Below are 18,797 nucleotides of genomic sequence, written 5' to 3'. Positions count from 1 at the left end.
CACTGAGAATCTTGAAAACCCGCCCGACTTGCACCGGATTGCCCCGATCGACTTTTGCGGGCGAACCTGGGCGATCGGGGCGGCCCAAGCAAGATCTTCAGGACACTTCTAGGTCAGTGCCCGACGATGGCCCGCGCGGTGTAGGGCTGCTCCAGCTCCTCGATCTCCTTCTCGCTCAGCGTCAGTTCGACCGCCGCTGCCGCGTCCTCGATGTGCTGGGGCTTCGCGGCGCCGACGATCGGGGCCGCCACCGTGTCGCGATGCAGCAGCCAGGCGAGAGCGACCTGGGCGCGTGGGACTCCTCGGTCGTTCGCCACGCGGGTGACCGCCTCCACGATCGTGCGGTCGCTCTCCTGGTAGAGGCGGCTGCCGAAGTTGTCGCCCGCGCTGCGTTCGGTGACGGTGCCCCAGTCGCGGGTGAGGCGGCCCCGGGCCAGCGGACTCCAGGGCAGTACGCCGACGCCCTGGTCCGCGCACAGGGGCAGCATCTCGCGCTCCTCCTCGCGGTAGAGGAGGTTGTAGTGGTTCTGCATGGACACGAACTTGGTCCAGCCGTACCGCTCGGCGGTGTACTGCATCTTGGAGAACTGCCAGGCGTACATCGAACTCGCGCCGATGTAGCGCACCTTGCCGGCCTTCACCAGATCGTGCAGCGTCTCCATCGTCTCCTCGACCGGGGTGTGCGGGTCGAAGCGGTGGATCTGGTAGAGGTCGACGTAGTCGGTGCCGAGGCGGCCGAGGCTGTGGTCGATCTCCGCCAGGATCGCCTTGCGGGACAGGCCCGCGCCGTTGGGCCCGGGCCGCATCCGGCCGTTCACCTTGGTGGCCAGCACATACTCGTCGCGCCGGGCGAAGTCGGCGAGCGCCCGGCCCACGATCTCCTCGCTGGTGCCGTCGGAGTAGACGTTCGCGGTGTCGAAGAAGTTGATGCCCGCTTCGAGCGCCTGACGGATCAGCGGGCGGGACGCCTCCTCGTCGAGCGTCCAGTCGTGCACGCCTCGGTCGGGCAGCCCGTAGGTCATGCAGCCCAGACAGATCCGCGACACGTCCAGGCCCGTCGAACCGAGCTTCACGTACTGCATCGTTGCTGCTCCTGCCTTCGGGGTCGGTACCAGGGGGAGCGTACGACGTGGCGTGCGCCGCGCATTGCTGCCCGCAGGTGACCGTGCGGCGTGGGAGCGGCCCGGTGGCCGGATCACTCGCGCATTCTCGGCGCAGTGGACCGGCGTCCGGCCGGTCGCGGCCGTACGGGAGGAACGCGGTGCGGACACGTCCGACCAGGCTGAGGATTCTGCTCGGGGCGGCCGCGGCGCTGCCGCTCGGCGTCGTGGCGCCGGCGTGGGCCCTGCCGGACCCGCCGCCGGCACCGGCTGTGGTGGGTCCGGCGACGCTGTGCGCGCCGGCCGGGGTCCTGCAGGGGCCCGGCGGGCAGCGGGCCTCGGTGTCGCTGTGCCTGGGCAGCGGTACGCCGATGATGGCGGTCTCGGCCCCCGCGACCTGCCGCCGGGCCGGCTCGCCCGCCCGCTCGGCCTGTCTGACCTCGGGGACCTGGACCGCTCGGCGCGACGGCGTGGCGGTCGCCTCCGGGACCCTGCCCGGCTCGCGCGAGTACCCCGGACCCGGCACCTACGACATCGAGGCCGAGGTCCGGGTCCGCTCCGATCCTGCGGGCGTGGACCTGAGCGGAACGGTCCGGGCCACCCTCACGCTGAGCGCGCCCAAGGCGGCGCCCACGCATCGCGTCGAGGTCGACCGCGGCACGCTGCGGCGCGGTACGGCGACGACCCTGACGTACAGGGTGCACCGCGACAGCGAACGGGGCGACGGCAGCGCACGGTTCGAGCTCATCGGCGAGGAGGCCTCCGGGGTGGAGCTCACCACCGACGATGCCCGTTGCGTCAATCCGCTGGTCGGCCGCCACCCCTCGACGGCCCGGAACCTGTACGCCCTCGACTGCGCCCTGACCGACCTCCAGCCGGGGCGCCCCGCCACCGTGGTCGTCCGGGTCGCCCTGCGGGACACCTGCTCCACGGTCGTCTCCAAGCTGGGCTACTGGATGCCCCAGGGGCAGGCGCTCTACACCGGCGGCATGCTGGCGGGGCCGACGGCGGAGTGCGTCTGACCCGGCTCGGACCTCCCGGGCGCCGTAACGGCGCGTCATACGGGGTCCGCGGCCAACTCTGCGACACGCGCCTGGAGTTCGGTGCGGTCGATGGCGTCGGTGCGGGCGGACGGCACGGTGCAGGCGTGGGCCCCGGCGACGGCGCCGTACAGGGCGCAGCGGGCGGGGTCCTCGCCGCCCAGCCAGCCGAGCAGGAAGGCGGAGGCGAAGGCGTCGCCCGCGCCGTTGGAGTCGACCACCGGGGCGGGCGGGGTGACGGCGGGGATGTGTGTGAGCGCCTCGTCGGCCAGCAGGTAGGCGCCGTCGGCTCCGGCGGTGGCGACGACGACGCGGGCCCGGCCGCGGGCGGCGATGTCCCGCATGGTGCGCTCGTGGTCGGCGAGGGCGGTGGTCGACAGGAAGACGAGGTCCGAGGCGAGGGCGAAGGGCTCGTGGTGGGGGTTGGCGCCGTCCCAGTTGTGCAGGTCCGTCGAGATGGTCAGCCCGGCCTCCCGCAGCAGCGGCAGGGCTTGGGCACAGGGGTGGGTGATGACGACATGCGCGTGCCGGGCGGCGGCGGCCAGGGTGCGCACGGTCCCCTCCGGGAAGCGGTCGGCCTCCCTGGAGCGCGTGTCGTCGTACAGGGACAGCCGGCGCCCGTCGGGGCCGACCAGGTTGACCGCCCGCTTGGTGCCCGCGGGCTGCGGTACGGCGGTCAGCGGGATGCCGTGGTCGCGGTGGAGGGCGCGGACCAGGTCGCCCTCCGCGTCGTCGCCGATCATGTCGAGGTGGTGGGTGCGCAGGCCCAGGGCGCTCAGACCGAGCGCCACGAAGTCCCCGCTCTGTCCCGCGCGGGTCTTGATGCCGGGCCGGATCAGGTAGCTGTCGGCGTACGGCAGGGGCAGTTCGGGGACGTGGACGATCGTGTCCACGCCCGCGCCGCCCAGGACGAGGACGTCGGTCTCGGTGCGCATGGGGTTGGCTCGTTCCTCTCGGCTCGGAGAGGTGAGTCAAACAGCCCGGCACCAGGACTGCAACAACTTGCAGTAATTTACGGCAAGTTGTGAACGGCGCCTACGGAATGTCCAACAGGTCCAGCGCCCGCTCCCAGCCGAACTCCGGCCGACTGCCGCCCCCCTGGGGATCCCCGGTGTACGGCTCACCGAAGTGGACGCCCATCCCGCGCAGCCGCGCCAGGCTCTCCTGGTAGGCGGGGTGGGCGGCGAGCGCGTCGGCCACGCAGGGCAGGGCGGCGACGGGGACGCCGAGGCCGTACGCCTCGCACAGAGTGGCCACGGCGAGCGTGTCGGCCAGGCCCTGCGCCCACTTGTTGACGGTGTTGAAGGTGGCGGGCGCGACGACTACCGCGTCCGGCGGTGGGAAGGGGCGCGGATCCGCGGGAGTGCGCCAGGCCGAGCGGATCGGGCGGCCGGTCAGCGCCTCGACGGCGGCGGTGTCGAAGAAGCCGTTCATCGCGACGGGCGTCGCGATGACACCGACCTCCCAGCCCCGCTCCTGCGCGGCGACGACGAGCTTGCTGACGCCGGCGGCGATCCCGGCGGCGCAGACGACGACGTAGAGGAAGGGTTTTCCGGCCTGTTCGCTCATCCGCGCACCCTACTGAACGGGCAGCGGCTCCTCCCCGCGCGGGCCGAGGATCCGGCGCTCGTGCTCCTCGATGCGGACGTCGTTGATGCCGGCCTCCCGCCGGGTCATCAGACCGTGCGCGTCGAACTCCCACAGCTCGTTGCCGTACGACCGCCACCACTGGCCGTCGGCGTCGCGGCACTCGTACTGGAAGCGGACCGCGATCCGGTTGCCGTCGAAGGCCCACAGGTACGGGCAGCAGCCGCCGGAGCGGGGCGGCGGTGCGGGCGATCCCGAGGACACGGCGCTGCTCGGCGACTCGGTGGGGCTGGCCCTGCTGGTCGTCCTGGACCGGCTGGAGGGTCACCGTCGAGGGCGAGCGGATCCTTTCCTACGAGGTGATCGCCGATCCGGACCGGCTCGGCCGCCTGGAGGTGGCCGTACTCGATCCGCCGCGGCTCAGTCGGACACGGTGATCGCGCCGACCGGGCAGGCGCGGGCCGCCTCGCGGAGCATCGGACCGCCCGAGCCGGTCTCGTGGCCGGGGAGCAGGGTGCTGAAGCCGTCGTCGTCCTGGGTGAAGACGCCTGGCGCGGCCAGCGCGCACTGTCCGGCGCCGATGCAGACGTCCTTGTCGATGTCGATGTGCATGACCGTCAGCCTCTTACCAGGTCACGGGGAGGTCCAGCATCCCCTGGCTCGTGTCGCGCGCCGGGCGGATGAAACGCGCAGGCATCTGTGTTGAAGCAGAGAGTCAGTCGCGGAACATGACGATGGGACCGATGCCATGCCTCTTGAGGGCGAGTACGAACCCAGCCCGACCCAGTGGGTGCGCGAGCAGGTGGAGCTGTACGAGAGCTCCGGCGGCACGAAGGGGACGACCCTGCAGGACACCGGCTGGCCGGTGATCCTGCTCACCACCCGGGGCGCCAGGAGCGGCAAGATCCGTAAGACGCCGTTGATGCGGGTGGAGCACGAGGGCCGCTACGCCGCGGTCGCCTCGCTGGGCGGGGCGCCCAAGCATCCGGTCTGGTACCACAACGTCAAGGCCGATCCCCTGGTGGAACTCCAGGACGGCCCGGACAAGCGGGAGATGACGGCCCGTGAGGTCACTGGCGCGGAGAAGGCGGAGTGGTGGGAGCGTGCCGTGGCGGCGTATCCGCCGTACGCCGACTACCAGGAGAAGACCGAGCGCGAGATTCCGGTGTTCGTACTGGAGCCCGTCGAGGGCGACTGACGGCCCTCGGAGAAATTCTTGTGCCCGGGACGCATGAAGCCGCGTCCGCAGGGCACCCGTGCGTCAGGCCCCGCCGCGTTCCCCCGTCGCGGCGGGGCTTTGCCACGCCTCCTGGGCGGCGCGGTCGGTGATGTCCAGGAAGATCTGTTCCGCCTCGGGCACGGCGTCGGCGACGGCCCGCTTGATCCGTACGGCGACCTCCTCGACCTCCTCGCTGTCCAGGCCCGGTACGAGGTCGACCCGGGCGGCGATCAGGGCCGTCTCCAGTCCCGTCTTCATGGTGAACAGCGCCTCCACGCTGTCGATCTCGGGCTGCTCCCTGAGCAGCGACCGGATCCGGTCCGCCGCCTCGGGGTCGGCGGCCTCGCCGATCAGCCGGTCGCGGGCGTCGCGGCCCAGACGGTAGGCGACGTAGACGAGCAGGGCGCCGATGGCGAGGGAGGCGGCCGCCTCGTAGACCGCCTGGCCGGTGACCATGTGCAGGGCCATGCCCGCGAGGGCGAGGCTCACACCGAGGACCGCGGTGCCGTCCTCGGCGACGACGGTGCGCAGGGCCGGGTCGCGCAACCCGCCGTCGGCGAGGCCGCCCTGCCGGTGCGCCTGGTGCAGGGCCCGGGCGAGCGACGTGCCCTCGGCGAGGAGGGCGACGCCGAGCACGATCATGCCCGCGACATAGCCCTCCAGCTTCTTCTCGGTGCCGTTCCTGAGGGCCTCGAAGCCCTGGAAGAAGGAGAAGCAGCCGCCCATGACGAAGATCCCCACGGCGGCGAGCAGCGACCAGAAGAAGCGTTCCTTGCCGTAGCCGAAGGGGTGCCGGCCATCGGCGGGGCGGCGGCTGCGGCGCAGGGCGGCCAGCAGGAACACCTCGTTGACGCTGTCGGCCACCGAGTGGGCAGCCTCCGACAGCATCGCGGGTGACTGGGCGATCAGGCCGCCGACCGTCTTGGCCACGGCGATGACGAGGTTGGCCGCGAGCGCCACCAGCACGGTGACCCGCGTCCTGCGGTCCGCCCTTGTCGCCTCGCCGCTCATCATCGCCGAATGCCCGGGAAGGGGCGGATCACACCGTGCCGACCGGCGAAATCGGGGGACCCGGTGAATGTCCGCCAGGGAAGGAGGGGCGTGATGCCCGACGACGGCAACGCGGCCTACGGCCACAGGTCGTTCAAACGGTCCCCGAGCCATTTCACCGACCGGATCACCGCCGACGGCCGGGACGGCTGGCCGGTGGAGGCGGGCCGCTACCGGCTGGTCGTCAGCCGTGCCTGTCCGTGGGCGAGCCGGGCGGTGATCTCGCGGCGCCTCCTCGGCCTGGAGGACGCCCTGTCGCTGGCCGTCGCCGATCCCATCCAGGACGACCGCAGCTGGCGCTTCACCCTCGACCCGGACGGCCGCGACCCCGTTCTCGGCATCCGCTTCCTCGCCGAGGCCTACGACGCGCGCGAGAAGGACGCCCCGGGCGGGGTGAGCGTGCCCGCGATCGTGGACGTGCCGAGCGGTCAGCTGGTCACCAACGACTATCAGCGCATCACCCTGGACCTGGCCACGGAGTGGACGGCCCTGCACCGGGACGGGGCGCCGGATCTGTATCCGCGGGAGCTGCGGAGCGAGATCGACACGGTGATGGCGGAGGTCTACGAGGACGTCAACAACGGTGTGTACGCGGCCGGGTTCGCCGTGGACCAGGAGGAGTACGAGGCGGCCTGCGCGGGCGTGTTCCGCAGGCTGGAGCTGCTGTCCCGGCGGCTGGAGGAGCAGCGGTATCTGGTCGGCGACACGATCACCGAGGCGGACATCCGGCTGTTCACCACGCTGGTGCGTTTCGACGCCGTCTATCACGGTCACTTCAAGTGCAACCTGCGGAAGCTGGCGGAGAATCCGGTGCTGTGGGCGTACGCCCGCGATCTCTACCAGACGCCCGGGTTCGGTGACACCGTCGACTTCGACCACATCAAACGGCACTACCACCAGGTGCACACCGGTATCAATCCGACCGGCATCGTGCCCCTCGGACCGGATCTGTCCGGCTGGCGGAGCCCGCACGGCCGCGAGAGGCTGGGCGGCCGGCCCTTCGGCACCGGCACCCCGCCCGGGCCGCTACCCGCGGCCGAGACGGTTCCGGCCCTGACCGCATAGGAGGCAGACATGGCCAAGAAGGACAAGCAGCAGAAGCTCAAACTCCCCCTGGCCTACAAACCCCTCGGGTTCGTGATCGGCTGGGCGGGCGGCACGCTCGCGGGTCTCGCCTTCCAGGCGACGTGGAAGGCGATCCGGCACGAGGACGACGCCCCCGATCCACTGGACCGGGAGCGCGGCTGGGGCGAGGTCCTGCTGGCCGCCGCGCTGCAGGGGGCCATCTTCGCGGTCGTTCGCAGCGCCGTGAACCGCACGGGCGCGAAGGCCGTCGAGCGGACCACGGGCGTGTGGCCGTCGGACGGGAAGAAGGACGACAAGAAGGCCGAGGCGGCCTCCTGACCGCCCCGCCTCCGCTCGGCTAACCCCGCTTCGGCGCCGTCGGTGTGACCCGGCGCAGGGTGAAGGAGTGGCCGGCCGGGTCGGCGTACCCGCGTTCCTCGAAGGGGCCGGAGACGTCCTTGGTCTCCAGCGGGCGCCCGCCCAGGCCGATCACCCTGCGCTCGGCCTCGTCCAGGTCCTCCACCACGAAGTCCAGATGCGCCTGGAGGGAGTTCTCCGGGCGCGGCCAGCTCGGCGGGGTGGCGTTCACATCGCGGCGGAACGCCAGCCGGGTGCCGCCGGCGCCCCTGATCTCCACGCGGTTGGCGGTCGCGTCGGTCTGCTCGGCCTCCAGCAGCTCCTTGTAGAACACGGCGAGCTTCTCGGGCTCGGCACAGTCGAGCACCACCACGCCCGCTTTCACCAGTGCCATGTCTCCTCCGTACGGTTCCGGGCGCGGAGCCGAACTGCCCCGCCGCCCTCCACCGTTCGGATATCCCGGCGCGGGGAAATCAGTCCGCGACCAGCCACGCTCCGTCGCGCATCAGCTCGCGCCCGGCGAGCTCGTTCGCCTCGCGCCAGGCCTGGACGCGCTGCGGCCGCACCCGGAAGTACCGGTAGTCGGTGGTGAGTTCGCGCGGGTCGAAGCCGGTCTTGGCGGCGAACCGGTCCCCCTCACCCGCGCGCAGCTCGGCCACGGTCAGCGCGTCGACGGCGCCGTCGATCATCACCACGTCACGGGTCGGCCCGAGGCCTGTCCGCACCGTGCCGGTCGCCTGGAGGTTCCGGCCGGTGGGACTGGCCGCCGGGGTCGCGAGGAGCAGCGTCTCACCGTCCCAGAGGAAGGACAGCGGCACGAGGTACGGCGCTGACCCGTCGGCCCCGGCGGTGGCGACCCACACGTCCTCGTCGTGCTCCAGGCGGTGCAGGGTGTCGAGCTTGCGCTGCTTCGGGGGACGTGCGGGCGGTGGGGTCATCGGGGACAGCCTCCTGGCGGGACGTCATCGGTCGGTGCGGCCCAGTCTGGCAGCGGATGATCACGTACGTCCCTGGATTTCCGCGAGCCGCGTGGCCGCCGCCCCGAGCAGCAGGTCCAGGGCGGCCGGATAGGAGCTGCGCCGCATGTCGGCGACGAGATGGCGGGCGGTCGCGGCGATGTGCGGGTGGGTGTCGGCGGGCAGCCGGGCGTACGTCGCCTCCCAGACCGCCATCTCGGCGTCCCGGGCGGCCTTCGGCAGGGCCAGGCTGGCCGAGTCCAGCGCGGCGAAGGCGAGCGCCTGGTCGACGAAGGCGTGGTAGACGCGCACCGCCTCGGCGTCGGGGAAACCGGCTCCGCGCAGCACCCCGAGGCCGGTCTCCACGGCCTGGATCTCGTGCACCCGCCCGGTCACCCGGTAGGAGCTGAGCACGGCGGCGCGGGGGTGGGTGAGCGCCCCGGCGTGGATGCGCAGGCCCAGGTCGCGCAGGTCGGCACGCCAGTCGCCGGTCGGCCGCCAGATCCGCAGCGTCCGTCCGATCAGCTCGTCGGCGATGGCGAGCATCAGGTCGTCGGTGTGCCGGAAGTAGCGGTACAGGGAGCTGGGGTCGGCGCCCAGGGCCCGGCCCAGACGGCGCACGGACAGCGCCTCGGCGCCGTGCTCCTCGATGAGCCGCAGCGCGGTGGCGACGATCAGCTCCTCGGACAGGACGACGCCCTGTTTGGTGGGGCGTCTGCGCCGCCGGTCGGCGGCCGGGACGACACGGTCGCTCATGGTTGCCTCCGTGGTGCCGGGTGGCCCCACCTTATGACAACACCGTTGACCTGTGAAGTGCACGGCCAGTTTCATGTGCGGTCACCGGGGCCGACCAGGCCCCCTGGTGCGAGCGGAGCCCGCCATGACCGACACTCCCCCAGCCGTGGACCCACCCGCGCTGCGCAAGTCCCTCGGCGTCCTCGACGGCGTCGCCATCGCCGCGTCCAGTACGGCGGCCACGACCAGCATCGGGATCGGTCTCGGCGTCACCGCCGGGGTGGTCGGCCTGCATCTGCCGGCGATCATGCTGCTGGCGTTCCTGCCGGTGCTCGGCATAGCGGGTGCCTACGCCCGCCTCAACCGCGTCGAGCCGAACGCGGGCAACGGCTATGTATGGGTGGGCCGTTCGCTCACTCCCTGGCTGGGCTTCATGGTCGGCTGGGTGAGCATCGTGGCCGTGGTGGCGTTCCTCGCCTACACCACCGCCGTCACCGGATCGGCCGTCATCCAGCTCGCCGGGGACGCCGGGCTGCGCCGGCTGGGCGGCCTGAGCCTGGACCCGGGCTCGACCGCGCAGACGACCGCGGTGGGCATCGTGGTCCTGGCCGCGGTCACCGTGACGGCCGTGACCGGCGTCCGCAAGGCGGCCCGCCTGCAGGGCTGGCTGCTGGTCTTCGAGTACGCCGTCCTGCTGGGCTTCTGCGGATACGGCATCGTCACCGGACCGCACGCCTTCAGCCTGAGCTGGTTCGACCCGTTCGCGATCCCCTCGGCGACGGCGCTCGCCCAGGGGATGCTGCTGTCGGTGTTCTGCTACTGGGGCTTCGAGGCGGCGTTCACCGTCAACGAGGAGGTCCGCGACCCCCGCGACGCGTCCCGGGCCGGTTTCACCACCCTGTTCACCATGCTGGCGCTGTTCCTGCTCGGCTCGGTCGCCTTCCAACGCGTCCTGTCCGAGGACGAGTTGGCCGGTCATGGCGCCGAGGGACTGGCGTTCTTCGGCGACCGGCTGGCCTCCCAGCCGCTGGCGGCCCTCCCCCTGGTGGCGCTGATGTTCTCGGCCGTCGCCTCGCTCCAGGCGGGGGTGATCCCGGCGGCCCGGGGCATGTTCGCGATGAGCCGGGACCGTACGCTCGGCCCGGTGTGGTCCAAGGTCAGCCCCCGGTACGGGACTCCGGCCGCCGGGACGCTGCTGATCGGCGCGCTCGCGGCGGCGGTCGCGACGCTCGCCCTGGTCATTCCGCGCCTCGCCGACATGATCATGGCGACCGTGACCGCGGTGGGCATCATCGTCGCCCTGTCCTACGCCCTCACCGCACTGGCCGCCGCCGTCCGCTTCCGTTCCCTGCTGCGCGAGGACTGGCCGCAGGGGATACGGGCCGTGGTGCTGCCCACGCTGAGCGCCCTGACCCTGCTCGGGCTCGGCGGATACCTCGGCTGGTCCTTCTACACCTCCGCCGACCACTTCGAAGTCAGCGCCGACAACGGCTGGTTCCTGCTGGCCACGCCCCTGGCGATGATCGCCTCCGGCTTCCTGGCCGCCGCCTGGGCCCGCTACGTACGCAAGTCACCGTACTTCCGCACCGGCCGGGGCTCCGACGCCGAAGCCCCGCAACTGATCCCGACCGCCCCTTAGGAAACGGAACATGCACGCAGATCTGCTCTTCACCGGCGGCCCCGTCCTCACCCCCGAGGGCCGTACCGCCACCGCCGTCGCCGTCACCGGCGGCCGCATCACCGCCGTAGGACGGGAGGAGGTACGGGAACTCGCCGGACCGCGGACCGAAGTGGTCGACCTGGCAGGGCGGCTGCTGCTGCCCGGCTTCCAGGACGCGCACGTCCATCCGGTACCGGCGGGCCTTGAGCTCACCCAGTGCGATCTGACCGGCGCCAAGACGGCCGCCGAGTCCGTCGCCGCCGTGCGCGTGTACGCCGAGGCGCATCCCGAGCGGGAGTGGATCACCGGCGGCGGCTGGTCCATGGAGGCCTTCGAGGGCGGTACGCCGACCAAGGAGCTGCTGGATGCGGTCGTGCCCGACCGGCCGGTGTATCTGCCCAACCGCGACCACCACGGCGCGTGGGTCAACAGCCGGGCCCTGGAGCTCGCCGGCGTCACCCGCGACACGCCCGACCCGGCCGACGGGCGCATCGAGCGCGACGCGGCCGGTGAGCCGAGCGGCACGCTCCAGGAGGGGGCGATGCGGCTGGTCGGCCGGCTCACCCCGCCCGCCACGCCGGAAGACCGGCTCGCCGCTCTGCTGCACGCCCAGCGCCATCTGCACTCCCTCGGCATCACCGCCTGGCAGGACGCGCTCGTCGGTGACTTCCTCGGCATGGACGACCCGGCCGAGGCGTATCTGGCGGCCGCCCGCGACGGATCGCTGACCGCGCGTGTCGTCGGCGCCCTGTGGTGGGACCGCGGACGCGGGGCCGAGCAGATCCCCGAACTCGTCGAACGCCGGGAGGCGTTGCGGTACGGCCGGTTCCGGGCCGGCACCGTGAAGCTGATGCTCGACGGGGTCGCCGAGAACGGCACCGCGGCGCTGCTCGACCCCTACTTGGACAAGTGCGGCTGCGCCACCGCCAACCGGGGCACCAGCTTCGTCGACCCGAGTCAACTCCCCAAGTACGTCACCGAGTTGGACGCGCTCGGCTTCCAGTGCCACTTCCACGCGCTGGGCGACCGGGCCGTACGCGACGCCCTGGACGCGATCGAGGCGGCGCGCGCGGCGAACGGACCGAGCGACACGCGGCCCCACCTGGCCCATCTCCAGATCGTGCACCCCGACGACGTACCGCGGTTCGCGGCGCTCGGGGCCACGGCGAACATCCAGCCGCTGTGGGCCGCGCACGAACCGCAGATGGACGAGCTGACGATCCCCTTCCTCGGGGCCGAACGAGCCGGGTGGCAGTACCCGTTCGGCGCGCTGCTGCGTTCCGGTGCCCGGCTCGCGGCGGGCAGCGACTGGCCCGTCAGCAGCCCCGACCCGCTGGAGGGCGTCCATGTCGCGGTGAACCGGGTGGCGCCGGGCAGTGCGGGGCCGGTGTTCCTGCCGGGTGAACGCATCGGACTCGCCGAGGCGTTGACCGCCTACACGGCCGGATCGGCATATGTGAACCACCTGGACGACACCGGAGTGGTGCGGCCCGGGGCGCTGGCGGATCTCGTGGTCCTGGACCGGGATCCGTTCGCCGTTCCGCCGGAGGAGCTCTCGGCGACACGGGTGGCGCTGACCTATGCGGGGGGCGAGCGAGTATACGCAGCTCAAGTGGCTTGAGCAGTAACGGATATCACGGTCGGGTCACGGTGTAGATCATTTACGCTCTGGGCAGTCTCGTTCCGCTTCTCGATTCAACTTTCGCATCGGGAAGGCGAGTTCGAATCAGCGGGCGGTCGTGCGACCGCCCCGGCCGCAGGGCGCGGGGGACCTTGCGCCACGTCTCCCGAAAGGAAGCACATGCCTCAGGACGTCCGGTTCGACGTCACCGACAGCTTGCTCCCGACGCAGCCGAGCGCCCGGCTCCAGGCGGGAAACGCCCTGGCCCGCCTCCTGGTGACACACATCAATGGGTGCACCGAGCAGTACCGAGATGGCCAGAACGCCGCTCAGCAGCGGCTGGACGCACTCCGCTCCCCCCACTCCAGCACCACGCTGCATGTGGAGGGAGCCCTCCAACTGGCGCCGCGCGCGTTCCTCCCGCCCGACGAGGAGGGCTACGCGAGGTTGGGGCGGCTCGACTCCAGCCTGCGCGTGATCGAAGCGGCCTTCCCCCAGGTCAGCACCGATATCGAGGTCTGCCGACTGACCTCCATGATGCTGGAAGGGGCCTGGAGGAGCCGGGCACTCACGCCGCCGCACGAGGACGAGCAGACAACCGTCTGCCCCTGCCCTCTGTGCCGGCGGCTGCCCACGCCCCCCGAACGCACAGTGGCTGACTACCGCTGGCGGCAGAGCGCCGGTCGTCCCCTCACCGTCAAGACCTGGCCGTACCGCCGGGAACTCGACAGCGTCCTGACCGGTGGATGGTCCGTGGTCCGGCAGATGAACGACCTGGAGCGAGACCTCGGCTACCGCCACCGCTTCGAGGACGACATCCTCCTCTTCCACGAGTACAAACGCGTGATCGACACCATAGACACCACGCAGCTCACCCAACTCATCGAAGGCCGCCTGGCCGAGAGTTTCAGCACCAACAGCGCACGGGCCCTGGTCTGCGGCCTCTACGCGGCCCACAAGCGATCCGTCGACGAGTACTGGCTCCAGCAGCACCACGCGGGCAGCGTCACGCTCCCCCAGACCAACCCACTCGGCCAGAGCACCTACTCAGCCCTGCAGATGATGGACTGCCTGTTCTGGCACGTCTCCCCCGACACCGAACTCTGGCAGGAAGAGCACCTCGCCTCCCTGCTGCTGTGCCGCGTCGTCGACGACATGACCGACGTACGGGTCGACGCGCTCACCGGCGAGATCAGCAACTTCTGGCTCGCCGACCTGCCCACCCACACCAAGGCCCTCTACGCCGCCTGCGCCATCGCCCTCATCAAGTACGGCTGCATGCCCGAGGCGCATTCCTCGATGTGGAACACCTGGCTGATGACCAGCACCGTCGTCTGGATGGGGCTCACGGGCCGCCACGCCCTGTGGTTCGACGGCATCACCCAGGGCCTCCCCCCGGCCCAGGAGTGCCCGCTGTGCGACCTTCAGCCCAACGCCTGCACCGGCATCCTCACCCACGGCACCACCCTCACCATCGCCCCGCGGCCCTCCGCACCGGCTCTGAGCACCCGGACGGCCGAGCTGTCCGCGCGCTGCCGAGCCCAACACCCGGAGACCTGGCCCCTCTTCGACGCCGAGCTCCATGCCTTCGAAGCGCTGCACGGCCCCTGGCACGGCAACACCGACAGCACTTGGGAGATCCTGCGCCGCACGTACATCGCCGCTGTGGAGGCATCCCGCGCCGCACCGTCCACGGCCCGCGCCCGTCAGGTCCAACAAGACTCCGGCGCGGTCGGATCCGAATTCTTCTACGCCCTGTACGACCCTCGGACCGGGAGGGAGGACACCGCACTGCTCGCCTACATGTTCGGCTGCGCCCACCCGCATTTCCTCTGGAACGCCACGGGATACCGTCCCTCGGACCTCGCAGGCGACTGGCTCGACGGATAACGCCGCTGCCCGGCCGGGTGACCCGGCCGGGCAGCGGCGTCTGAGGGCCTATACCTCGAACTCGACCGGCAGGCTGTCCAGCTGGGACATCCATGTGGACGCGGTCGAGGTGAGCTCCTCCGGCGGCACGGCCAGGCGCAGGCCCGGCAGACGGTGCAGCAGGACGTCCACCGCGATCTCGATGATGGACATCCCGATGTTCTGCCCGGGGCACTCGTGGGGGCCCGCGCCGAACGCCAGGTGCGCCTGGTTGCCCTGCACCGAGACACCCGGGTCGGGCCGGACCTCGGGGTCGAGGTTGCCCGGGGCGAGACCGAGGACGAGCAGGTCGCCCTCCTCGATGCGGTGCCCGCCCAGTTCGACATCGCTGGCGGCGAAGCGCCCCGGCAGGACGGCCAGCGGCGGAGAGTTCCACATGGCCTCCTCCACCACCGCCGAGACGGTCAGCTGACCGCTGATCAGCCCGGAGAGCCGGGTGGAGTCGGTCAGGACCAGCTCCAGCACCCGGGCCAGCAGGTTGGTCGTGACGTGCGCGGCGATCAGCACCGCGCGCAGGTGGGCCACGACCTCGTCGTGGTCGAGAGCCGCGTGATGCTCCAGCAGGCCGGTGGCGAGGTCGGAGCCGGGTTCGGACCGCCTGCGCTCGGCGAGTTCACCGAAGATCTCCCTGATCACGCCGTCGTGCATGACGGCGTCCTCGCCGCCCTTCATCACCTGGGCGCAGGACTCGACCAGGCGCCGCCCCTCCGCTTCGGCAAGCCCCAGAATGCGGGCCACCACGAGCATCGGCAGTAAATCGGCGTAGTCCGCCACCAGATCGGCGCGGCCGGAGCCCGCGAACGCGTCGATCTGCTTGTTGGCGAAGTGCGTGGCGTGGCGCCGGATACCGCGGTCGGCGGCGGACTGCAGCCCGTCGCTGACGGCACCGCGCAGTCGGCGGTGAGCCTCGCCGTCCTGGGACACACAGTCGGGGCGCCAGGCGAGCATCGGAACCAGCGGGGAGTTGTCCGCGACCCGGCCCTCCCGCCAGTCCCGCCAGATCCGCCCGTCCCGGGCGAACTGGCGGGGATTGTCGAGCACTCGCCGGCTGTCCCGGTAGCCCAGGACCAGCCAGGCGGGGATGTCGCCCTCCAGCAGCACCGGCGCGACGGAGCCGTGCTCCTTGCGCAGCCGCTCGTAGATGCCGCGCGGGTCGGTCGCCGCCTCGGGCCCGTACAGCCGGGCCGGTTCTGCCGAACCGTGCGCGACCGGGCAGCCGCGGGGGGCGTCGGGACTGTCGAGGTTCTGGTCGTTCATCGGGGCTCCAGTGCGACGGCAGAGCGTTCCTTCAGATGACGCATCAGGGTGATCAGTACATCTCGGCTGGAGGCCCGGTCGCGGGCGTCGCAGACCACGACCGGGGTGTGGGGGGAGATGTCCAGGGCGTCCCGTATCTCCTCGATGGGGTGTTCCTTGGAGTCGGGGAAGACGTTGAGGGCGATGACGAAGGGCACCTCCTGCCGCTCCATCTCCTCGATGGCCCGGAAGCTGGAGGCGAGCCGGCGGGTGTCCACCAGCACGACCGCGCCGAGCGCGCCCTTGAACAGGCCGTTCCACAGGAACCAGAAGCGTTCCTGGCCCGGCGTCCCGAACAGGTACAGCATCAGGGTGTCGTTGATGCTGATCTTGCCGAAGTCGAGGCTGACCGTGGTCTCCGTCTTGTCGGCGACACCGATCAGGTGGTCGACGTCCGCGCTCGCCTGGGTGAGGGTCTCCTCCGTGGTGAGCGGCTTGATGTCGCTCACCGAGCGGACCATGGTGGTCTTCCCGGTGCCGAACCCGCCGGCGATCATCACCTTCACCGAGCGGGTGCCACCGGCCGAAAGACCACCGGGGTGGTCAAAGCCTTTCAAGTCCACTGAGTACCTCCTCAAGGAGCGCGAGGTCGGGCCCGCGGCCGGCGCCGTGCACCGGGATGGGGTCACGGGCTTCGACGCGGCCTGCCTCCAGCAGATCCGCCAGCAGCACCGCGAGAATGTTGAAGGGCAATCCGAGGTGGGCGCCGAGTTCGGCCACCGACAGCGGATCGCGGCAGCGCCGCAGGATCTCCTCGTGCTCGTGCTGCATGCCCGGTACGGGGGCCACACGGGAGACGATGAGGGTCGCCACGTCCAGGCTCGACGCCGAACCGCCCGGTCCGCTGCGCCCCTTGGTGAGGACGTAGTAGCGCTCAAGACCGGACGGGTCCGTGGGCCGGCGGGGAGCACTCATCCAGAGTGCTCCTCCAGGCGCGGAGTGGTGCCGAGCAGCTCGCCCATTCTGCGCGCCAGGTCCCTCATCTGGTGTCCGAGCAGCCCCTGGTCGAGGCCCTCGCGGGCGAGGACACCGAGATACGTCTCCACCCCGGCCCGTACGACGAACAGGTGACCGCCGTCGACCTCGATCATCGCCAGCCGGAGCTGCCCCGCGTATTTGGGGAACTGCTCGGCGACCGGCTGGGCCAGCGCCTGGAGGCCGGCCACCACGGCGGCGAAGCGGTCGACGTCGTCGGGGTCTTCGGCGCCGTAGGAGGTGATGGCCTTGCCGTCGCTGGAGGCCACCAGGGCGAAACGGATCTCCGGGATGGACTCCACGAGATCGCGGAGCGCCCAGCTCACGTCGGTTCCCTGCTGCGTCATACGGACTTGTCGCTCTCTTCGGTGTGGTGCTCGGTGGACTCGCGCCCGGCGGTGACGTCGTCGCCGGCCCCGCTGTCGCTCTCGCCGGACTCCCGGCCGGCGGTGGCGAAGGCGGCCAGACCGGCGAAGGACGCGTCCGGCGGGACGGCCGCGACCGCGGTCCCCTCGCTGCGTTCGGTGCGTTCGGCCGGCTCGTGGCGGGCCGCCTCGCTCCGCTTGCTGCGGCGCCGGGGCAGTCCTCCGGGCGTGGTGTCCACATCGTCACCCGCGACCGTCTCGGCCGGCGCGATGGCGACGGCGGTACGGGAGGCGGGCTCCGTCGCGGTCGCGGCCGGGGCGGTGGCCGCGGCGGACGCCGGGAGCGGGCTGAAGTACTTGTGCGGGACCACGATCACCACCGAGGTGCCGAGCCACGGCGAGTCGGCGTAGGTGACCCGGATGCCGTAGCGACGGGCCAGCGCGCCGACGACCCTGAGTCCGATGCTGGCGTCCTCCGAGATACCGCCGAGTCCCGCGCCGGGCGCGGTGCCGGCCAGGGCGTGCTCGGCCTCGCGCTTCTTCTCCTCGCTCAGGCCCTTGCCGGAGTCCTGGATCTCGATGCCGACGCCGTTCGGCACCTCCTTGCCGGAGACGACCACCGGCTCGGTGGGCGGCGAGTAGCGGGCCGCGTTGTCCAGGACGTGGGCGAAGATCAGCGTGAGGTGGTCCACCAGGCCGCCGTCGACGCCGAGTTCGGGCAGATGACGTACCTCGACGCGGTGGAAGTCCTTGATCCGGCCGATGCCGCCGCGGACCACGCTGAGCAGCCGCTGCGGCTCCTGCCACTGCCGGCCGGGGCGGTCCGAGCCGCCGAGCACACCGATGCTGGCGGCGAGACAGTCGGCGGGGCCGATCGCCTGGTCCAGCTCCATCAGACCGCGCGCCACGGACGGCAGCCGTCCGTGCTCGCCCTGCATCTCGTGCAGGCGCCCGCGCAGCTTGCTGGTCAGGACGTGGATACGGTTGCCGATGCTGATCACGGCCTGCTCGGCGGAGGTCGAGCGGTTGAACTCCGCCTCGACACCGATCAGGGAGGTCCGCAGGACCTTGCGCAGCTCGGCCTGGAGCTCGGAACTGACCTTGGCGCACTGGTTGACGGCCGGCAGCAGGTCGTCGACCGCCTCTCCGGCGCGCAGCCGCTCCAGCGCCTCGGGCAGCTGCTCACCGGCGAGGCGCGCGACCGCGTCGTGCTGGTGCGTCAGCTGTTCCTTGTAGACCTCGGCCTGGTCGGCGAGCTGGGCCTCGTAGGACTGGGCCTGTCCGGCCAGCCGCTCCTCGAACGCCCGGGCCTGCTCGGCCAGTTGCGCCTCATAGGCGCCGGACTGCTCGACGAGCCGGCCCTCCACGGCGGCGCGCTCGCCCTCCCGGGCCACGCGCTCGGCCGCGAACTTCCGCTCCAGGCCCGCCACGTGCTGCTGCCACTGCTGCGAGTGCCCGGCCTGGGAGGCGCGGAACTCGCTCTCGGCGCGGCGCAGTTGCGTGCGGGTGCGGATCAGGAGCCGTACGCACACGGTGCTGGCCGCGGTGGCCGCGGCACCGGCGACGACGGCGGTTATTCGCTCGGAGCTCATGAATGTCGCGGCAACCGTCCCGCCTCCTAAGGCCAGCGGCATCAGCCACCAGCTGTACCAGGCGACAGGGGCCCGCGCCGCCGGGGGCGGAGTGGCGAGTTCCATCTGCATCCTTCGAACCAACACGATCGAACAAGGGGGGTGTGCAAGGGGACCGCACTCATGAGTACGCACCGCGAGCGAACCGAACGCGATCGGGTCAACTCGCAGCGCCGTACGGGAGCTTATCGGGTTCGAGGACCAAAGGATC

Annotated in this window: 20 protein-coding genes and 1 pseudogene; 7 read left to right on the top strand and 14 right to left on the bottom strand. The window is 71.5% G+C overall.

What is annotated here, in order from left to right; all coding sequences use genetic code 11:
• Positions 1–113: 113 nt before the first annotated feature.
• Entirely contained in the window at positions 114–1,082 is a 969-nt protein-coding gene (locus RMT89_RS07360) for an aldo/keto reductase (protein WP_315883104.1), read from the bottom strand.
• A gap of 179 nt (positions 1,083–1,261) precedes the next feature.
• Between RMT89_RS07360 and RMT89_RS07355 the strand changes: the two genes are divergently transcribed.
• On the top strand, positions 1,262–2,122 hold the full coding sequence (locus tag RMT89_RS07355; protein WP_315883103.1) for a hypothetical protein: 861 nt from the start codon (positions 1,262–1,264) through the stop codon (positions 2,120–2,122).
• 35 nt (positions 2,123–2,157) lie between these two features.
• Here the strand turns inward: RMT89_RS07355 and RMT89_RS07350 are convergent, their stop codons facing one another.
• From RMT89_RS07350 to RMT89_RS07335, 4 genes and pseudogenes are all read right to left on the bottom strand, one after another.
• Positions 2,158–3,075, bottom strand: a complete 918-nt coding sequence (locus RMT89_RS07350; protein ID WP_315883102.1) for an adenosine kinase — start codon at positions 3,073–3,075, stop codon at positions 2,158–2,160.
• Positions 3,076–3,175: 100 nt separating this feature from the next.
• Positions 3,176–3,709, bottom strand: coding sequence for a flavoprotein (locus RMT89_RS07345; protein WP_315883101.1), 534 nt, complete (start codon positions 3,707–3,709; stop codon positions 3,176–3,178).
• A 9-nt stretch (positions 3,710–3,718) separates the two neighbouring features.
• A pseudogene (locus RMT89_RS07340) lies at positions 3,719–3,937 on the bottom strand (DUF1348 family protein); the annotation flags it as partial.
• A gap of 210 nt (positions 3,938–4,147) precedes the next feature.
• The gene (locus tag RMT89_RS07335; RefSeq protein WP_315883100.1) at positions 4,148–4,339 is read right to left on the bottom strand and encodes a ferredoxin; all 192 of its coding nucleotides are present in this window, start codon (positions 4,337–4,339) and stop codon (positions 4,148–4,150) included.
• A gap of 136 nt (positions 4,340–4,475) precedes the next feature.
• Between RMT89_RS07335 and RMT89_RS07330 the strand changes: the two genes are divergently transcribed.
• Positions 4,476–4,925 (top strand): nitroreductase family deazaflavin-dependent oxidoreductase, encoded by a 450-nt coding sequence (locus tag RMT89_RS07330; RefSeq protein ID WP_315883099.1) that lies wholly within the window; start codon positions 4,476–4,478, stop codon positions 4,923–4,925.
• Between the two features lie 63 nt (positions 4,926–4,988).
• On the opposite strand, the gene RMT89_RS07325 is transcribed toward RMT89_RS07330, so the two are convergent.
• Positions 4,989–5,957 carry a cation diffusion facilitator family transporter gene (locus RMT89_RS07325; RefSeq protein WP_315883153.1) on the bottom strand — a complete coding sequence of 323 codons (969 nt, stop codon included), beginning with the start codon at positions 5,955–5,957 and terminating at the stop codon, positions 4,989–4,991.
• A gap of 93 nt (positions 5,958–6,050) precedes the next feature.
• Here RMT89_RS07325 and RMT89_RS07320 point away from each other — a divergent pair, with 93 nt between their 5' ends.
• Together RMT89_RS07320 and RMT89_RS07315 are read left to right on the top strand one after the other, a co-directional pair.
• Positions 6,051–7,061, top strand: a complete 1,011-nt coding sequence (locus RMT89_RS07320; protein ID WP_315883098.1) for a glutathione S-transferase C-terminal domain-containing protein — start codon at positions 6,051–6,053, stop codon at positions 7,059–7,061.
• Positions 7,062–7,070: 9 nt separating this feature from the next.
• Positions 7,071–7,400 (top strand): DUF4235 domain-containing protein, encoded by a 330-nt coding sequence (locus RMT89_RS07315; protein ID WP_315883097.1) that lies wholly within the window; start codon positions 7,071–7,073, stop codon positions 7,398–7,400.
• A 19-nt stretch (positions 7,401–7,419) separates the two neighbouring features.
• Here the strand turns inward: RMT89_RS07315 and RMT89_RS07310 are convergent, their stop codons facing one another.
• The 3 genes from RMT89_RS07310 to RMT89_RS07300 form a co-directional block, all read right to left on the bottom strand.
• Positions 7,420–7,812 (bottom strand): VOC family protein, encoded by a 393-nt coding sequence (locus RMT89_RS07310; RefSeq protein ID WP_315883096.1) that lies wholly within the window; start codon positions 7,810–7,812, stop codon positions 7,420–7,422.
• A gap of 79 nt (positions 7,813–7,891) precedes the next feature.
• Positions 7,892–8,356: a pyridoxamine 5'-phosphate oxidase family protein gene (locus RMT89_RS07305; protein ID WP_315883095.1), complete on the bottom strand. Its 465-nt coding sequence runs from the start codon at positions 8,354–8,356 to the stop codon at positions 7,892–7,894.
• Between the two features lie 60 nt (positions 8,357–8,416).
• Positions 8,417–9,130, bottom strand: a complete 714-nt coding sequence (locus RMT89_RS07300; protein ID WP_315883094.1) for a TetR/AcrR family transcriptional regulator — start codon at positions 9,128–9,130, stop codon at positions 8,417–8,419.
• A gap of 124 nt (positions 9,131–9,254) precedes the next feature.
• On the opposite strand from RMT89_RS07300, the gene RMT89_RS07295 reads away from it, so the two are divergent.
• The 3 genes from RMT89_RS07295 to RMT89_RS07285 all read left to right on the top strand — a co-directional run bounded on the left by RMT89_RS07295 (position 9,255) and on the right by RMT89_RS07285 (position 14,280).
• A complete protein-coding gene (locus tag RMT89_RS07295) occupies positions 9,255–10,748 on the top strand; it encodes an APC family permease (RefSeq protein ID WP_315883093.1) in 1,494 nt (497 codons plus the stop codon).
• A 10-nt stretch (positions 10,749–10,758) separates the two neighbouring features.
• Positions 10,759–12,390, top strand: a complete 1,632-nt coding sequence (locus RMT89_RS07290; RefSeq protein ID WP_315883092.1) for an amidohydrolase — start codon at positions 10,759–10,761, stop codon at positions 12,388–12,390.
• Between the two features lie 180 nt (positions 12,391–12,570).
• Positions 12,571–14,280, top strand: coding sequence for a hypothetical protein (locus RMT89_RS07285; RefSeq protein ID WP_315883091.1), 1,710 nt, complete (start codon positions 12,571–12,573; stop codon positions 14,278–14,280).
• Positions 14,281–14,328: 48 nt separating this feature from the next.
• Here the strand turns inward: RMT89_RS07285 and RMT89_RS07280 are convergent, their stop codons facing one another.
• From RMT89_RS07280 to RMT89_RS07260, 5 genes are read right to left on the bottom strand one after another with little or no spacing between them, the layout of a single operon-like run.
• Positions 14,329–15,576 (bottom strand): cytochrome P450, encoded by a 1,248-nt coding sequence (locus tag RMT89_RS07280; RefSeq protein WP_315883090.1) that lies wholly within the window; start codon positions 15,574–15,576, stop codon positions 14,329–14,331.
• Positions 15,573–16,178 (bottom strand): ATP/GTP-binding protein, encoded by a 606-nt coding sequence (locus RMT89_RS07275; RefSeq protein WP_315883089.1) that lies wholly within the window; start codon positions 16,176–16,178, stop codon positions 15,573–15,575. The genes RMT89_RS07280 and RMT89_RS07275 overlap by 4 nt, the downstream gene beginning before the upstream one ends.
• A complete protein-coding gene (locus RMT89_RS07270) occupies positions 16,159–16,530 on the bottom strand; it encodes a DUF742 domain-containing protein (RefSeq protein WP_315883088.1) in 372 nt (123 codons plus the stop codon). Before RMT89_RS07270 ends, RMT89_RS07275 begins: the two co-directional genes overlap by 20 nt.
• Positions 16,527–16,937, bottom strand: coding sequence for a roadblock/LC7 domain-containing protein (locus tag RMT89_RS07265; protein WP_015655861.1), 411 nt, complete (start codon positions 16,935–16,937; stop codon positions 16,527–16,529). Before RMT89_RS07265 ends, RMT89_RS07270 begins: the two co-directional genes overlap by 4 nt.
• Positions 16,934–18,652, bottom strand: coding sequence for an ATP-binding protein (locus tag RMT89_RS07260; protein ID WP_315883087.1), 1,719 nt, complete (start codon positions 18,650–18,652; stop codon positions 16,934–16,936). Before RMT89_RS07260 ends, RMT89_RS07265 begins: the two co-directional genes overlap by 4 nt.
• Between the last annotated feature and the right edge of the window lie 145 nt (positions 18,653–18,797).

Source organism: Streptomyces sp. P17 (genome assembly GCF_032436805.1).
Taxonomy (GTDB): Bacteria; Actinomycetota; Actinomycetes; order Streptomycetales; family Streptomycetaceae; genus Streptomyces.
The sequence above is the reverse complement of the archived record's forward strand: the minus strand, read 5'-3'. Positions and strand labels throughout refer to the sequence as shown.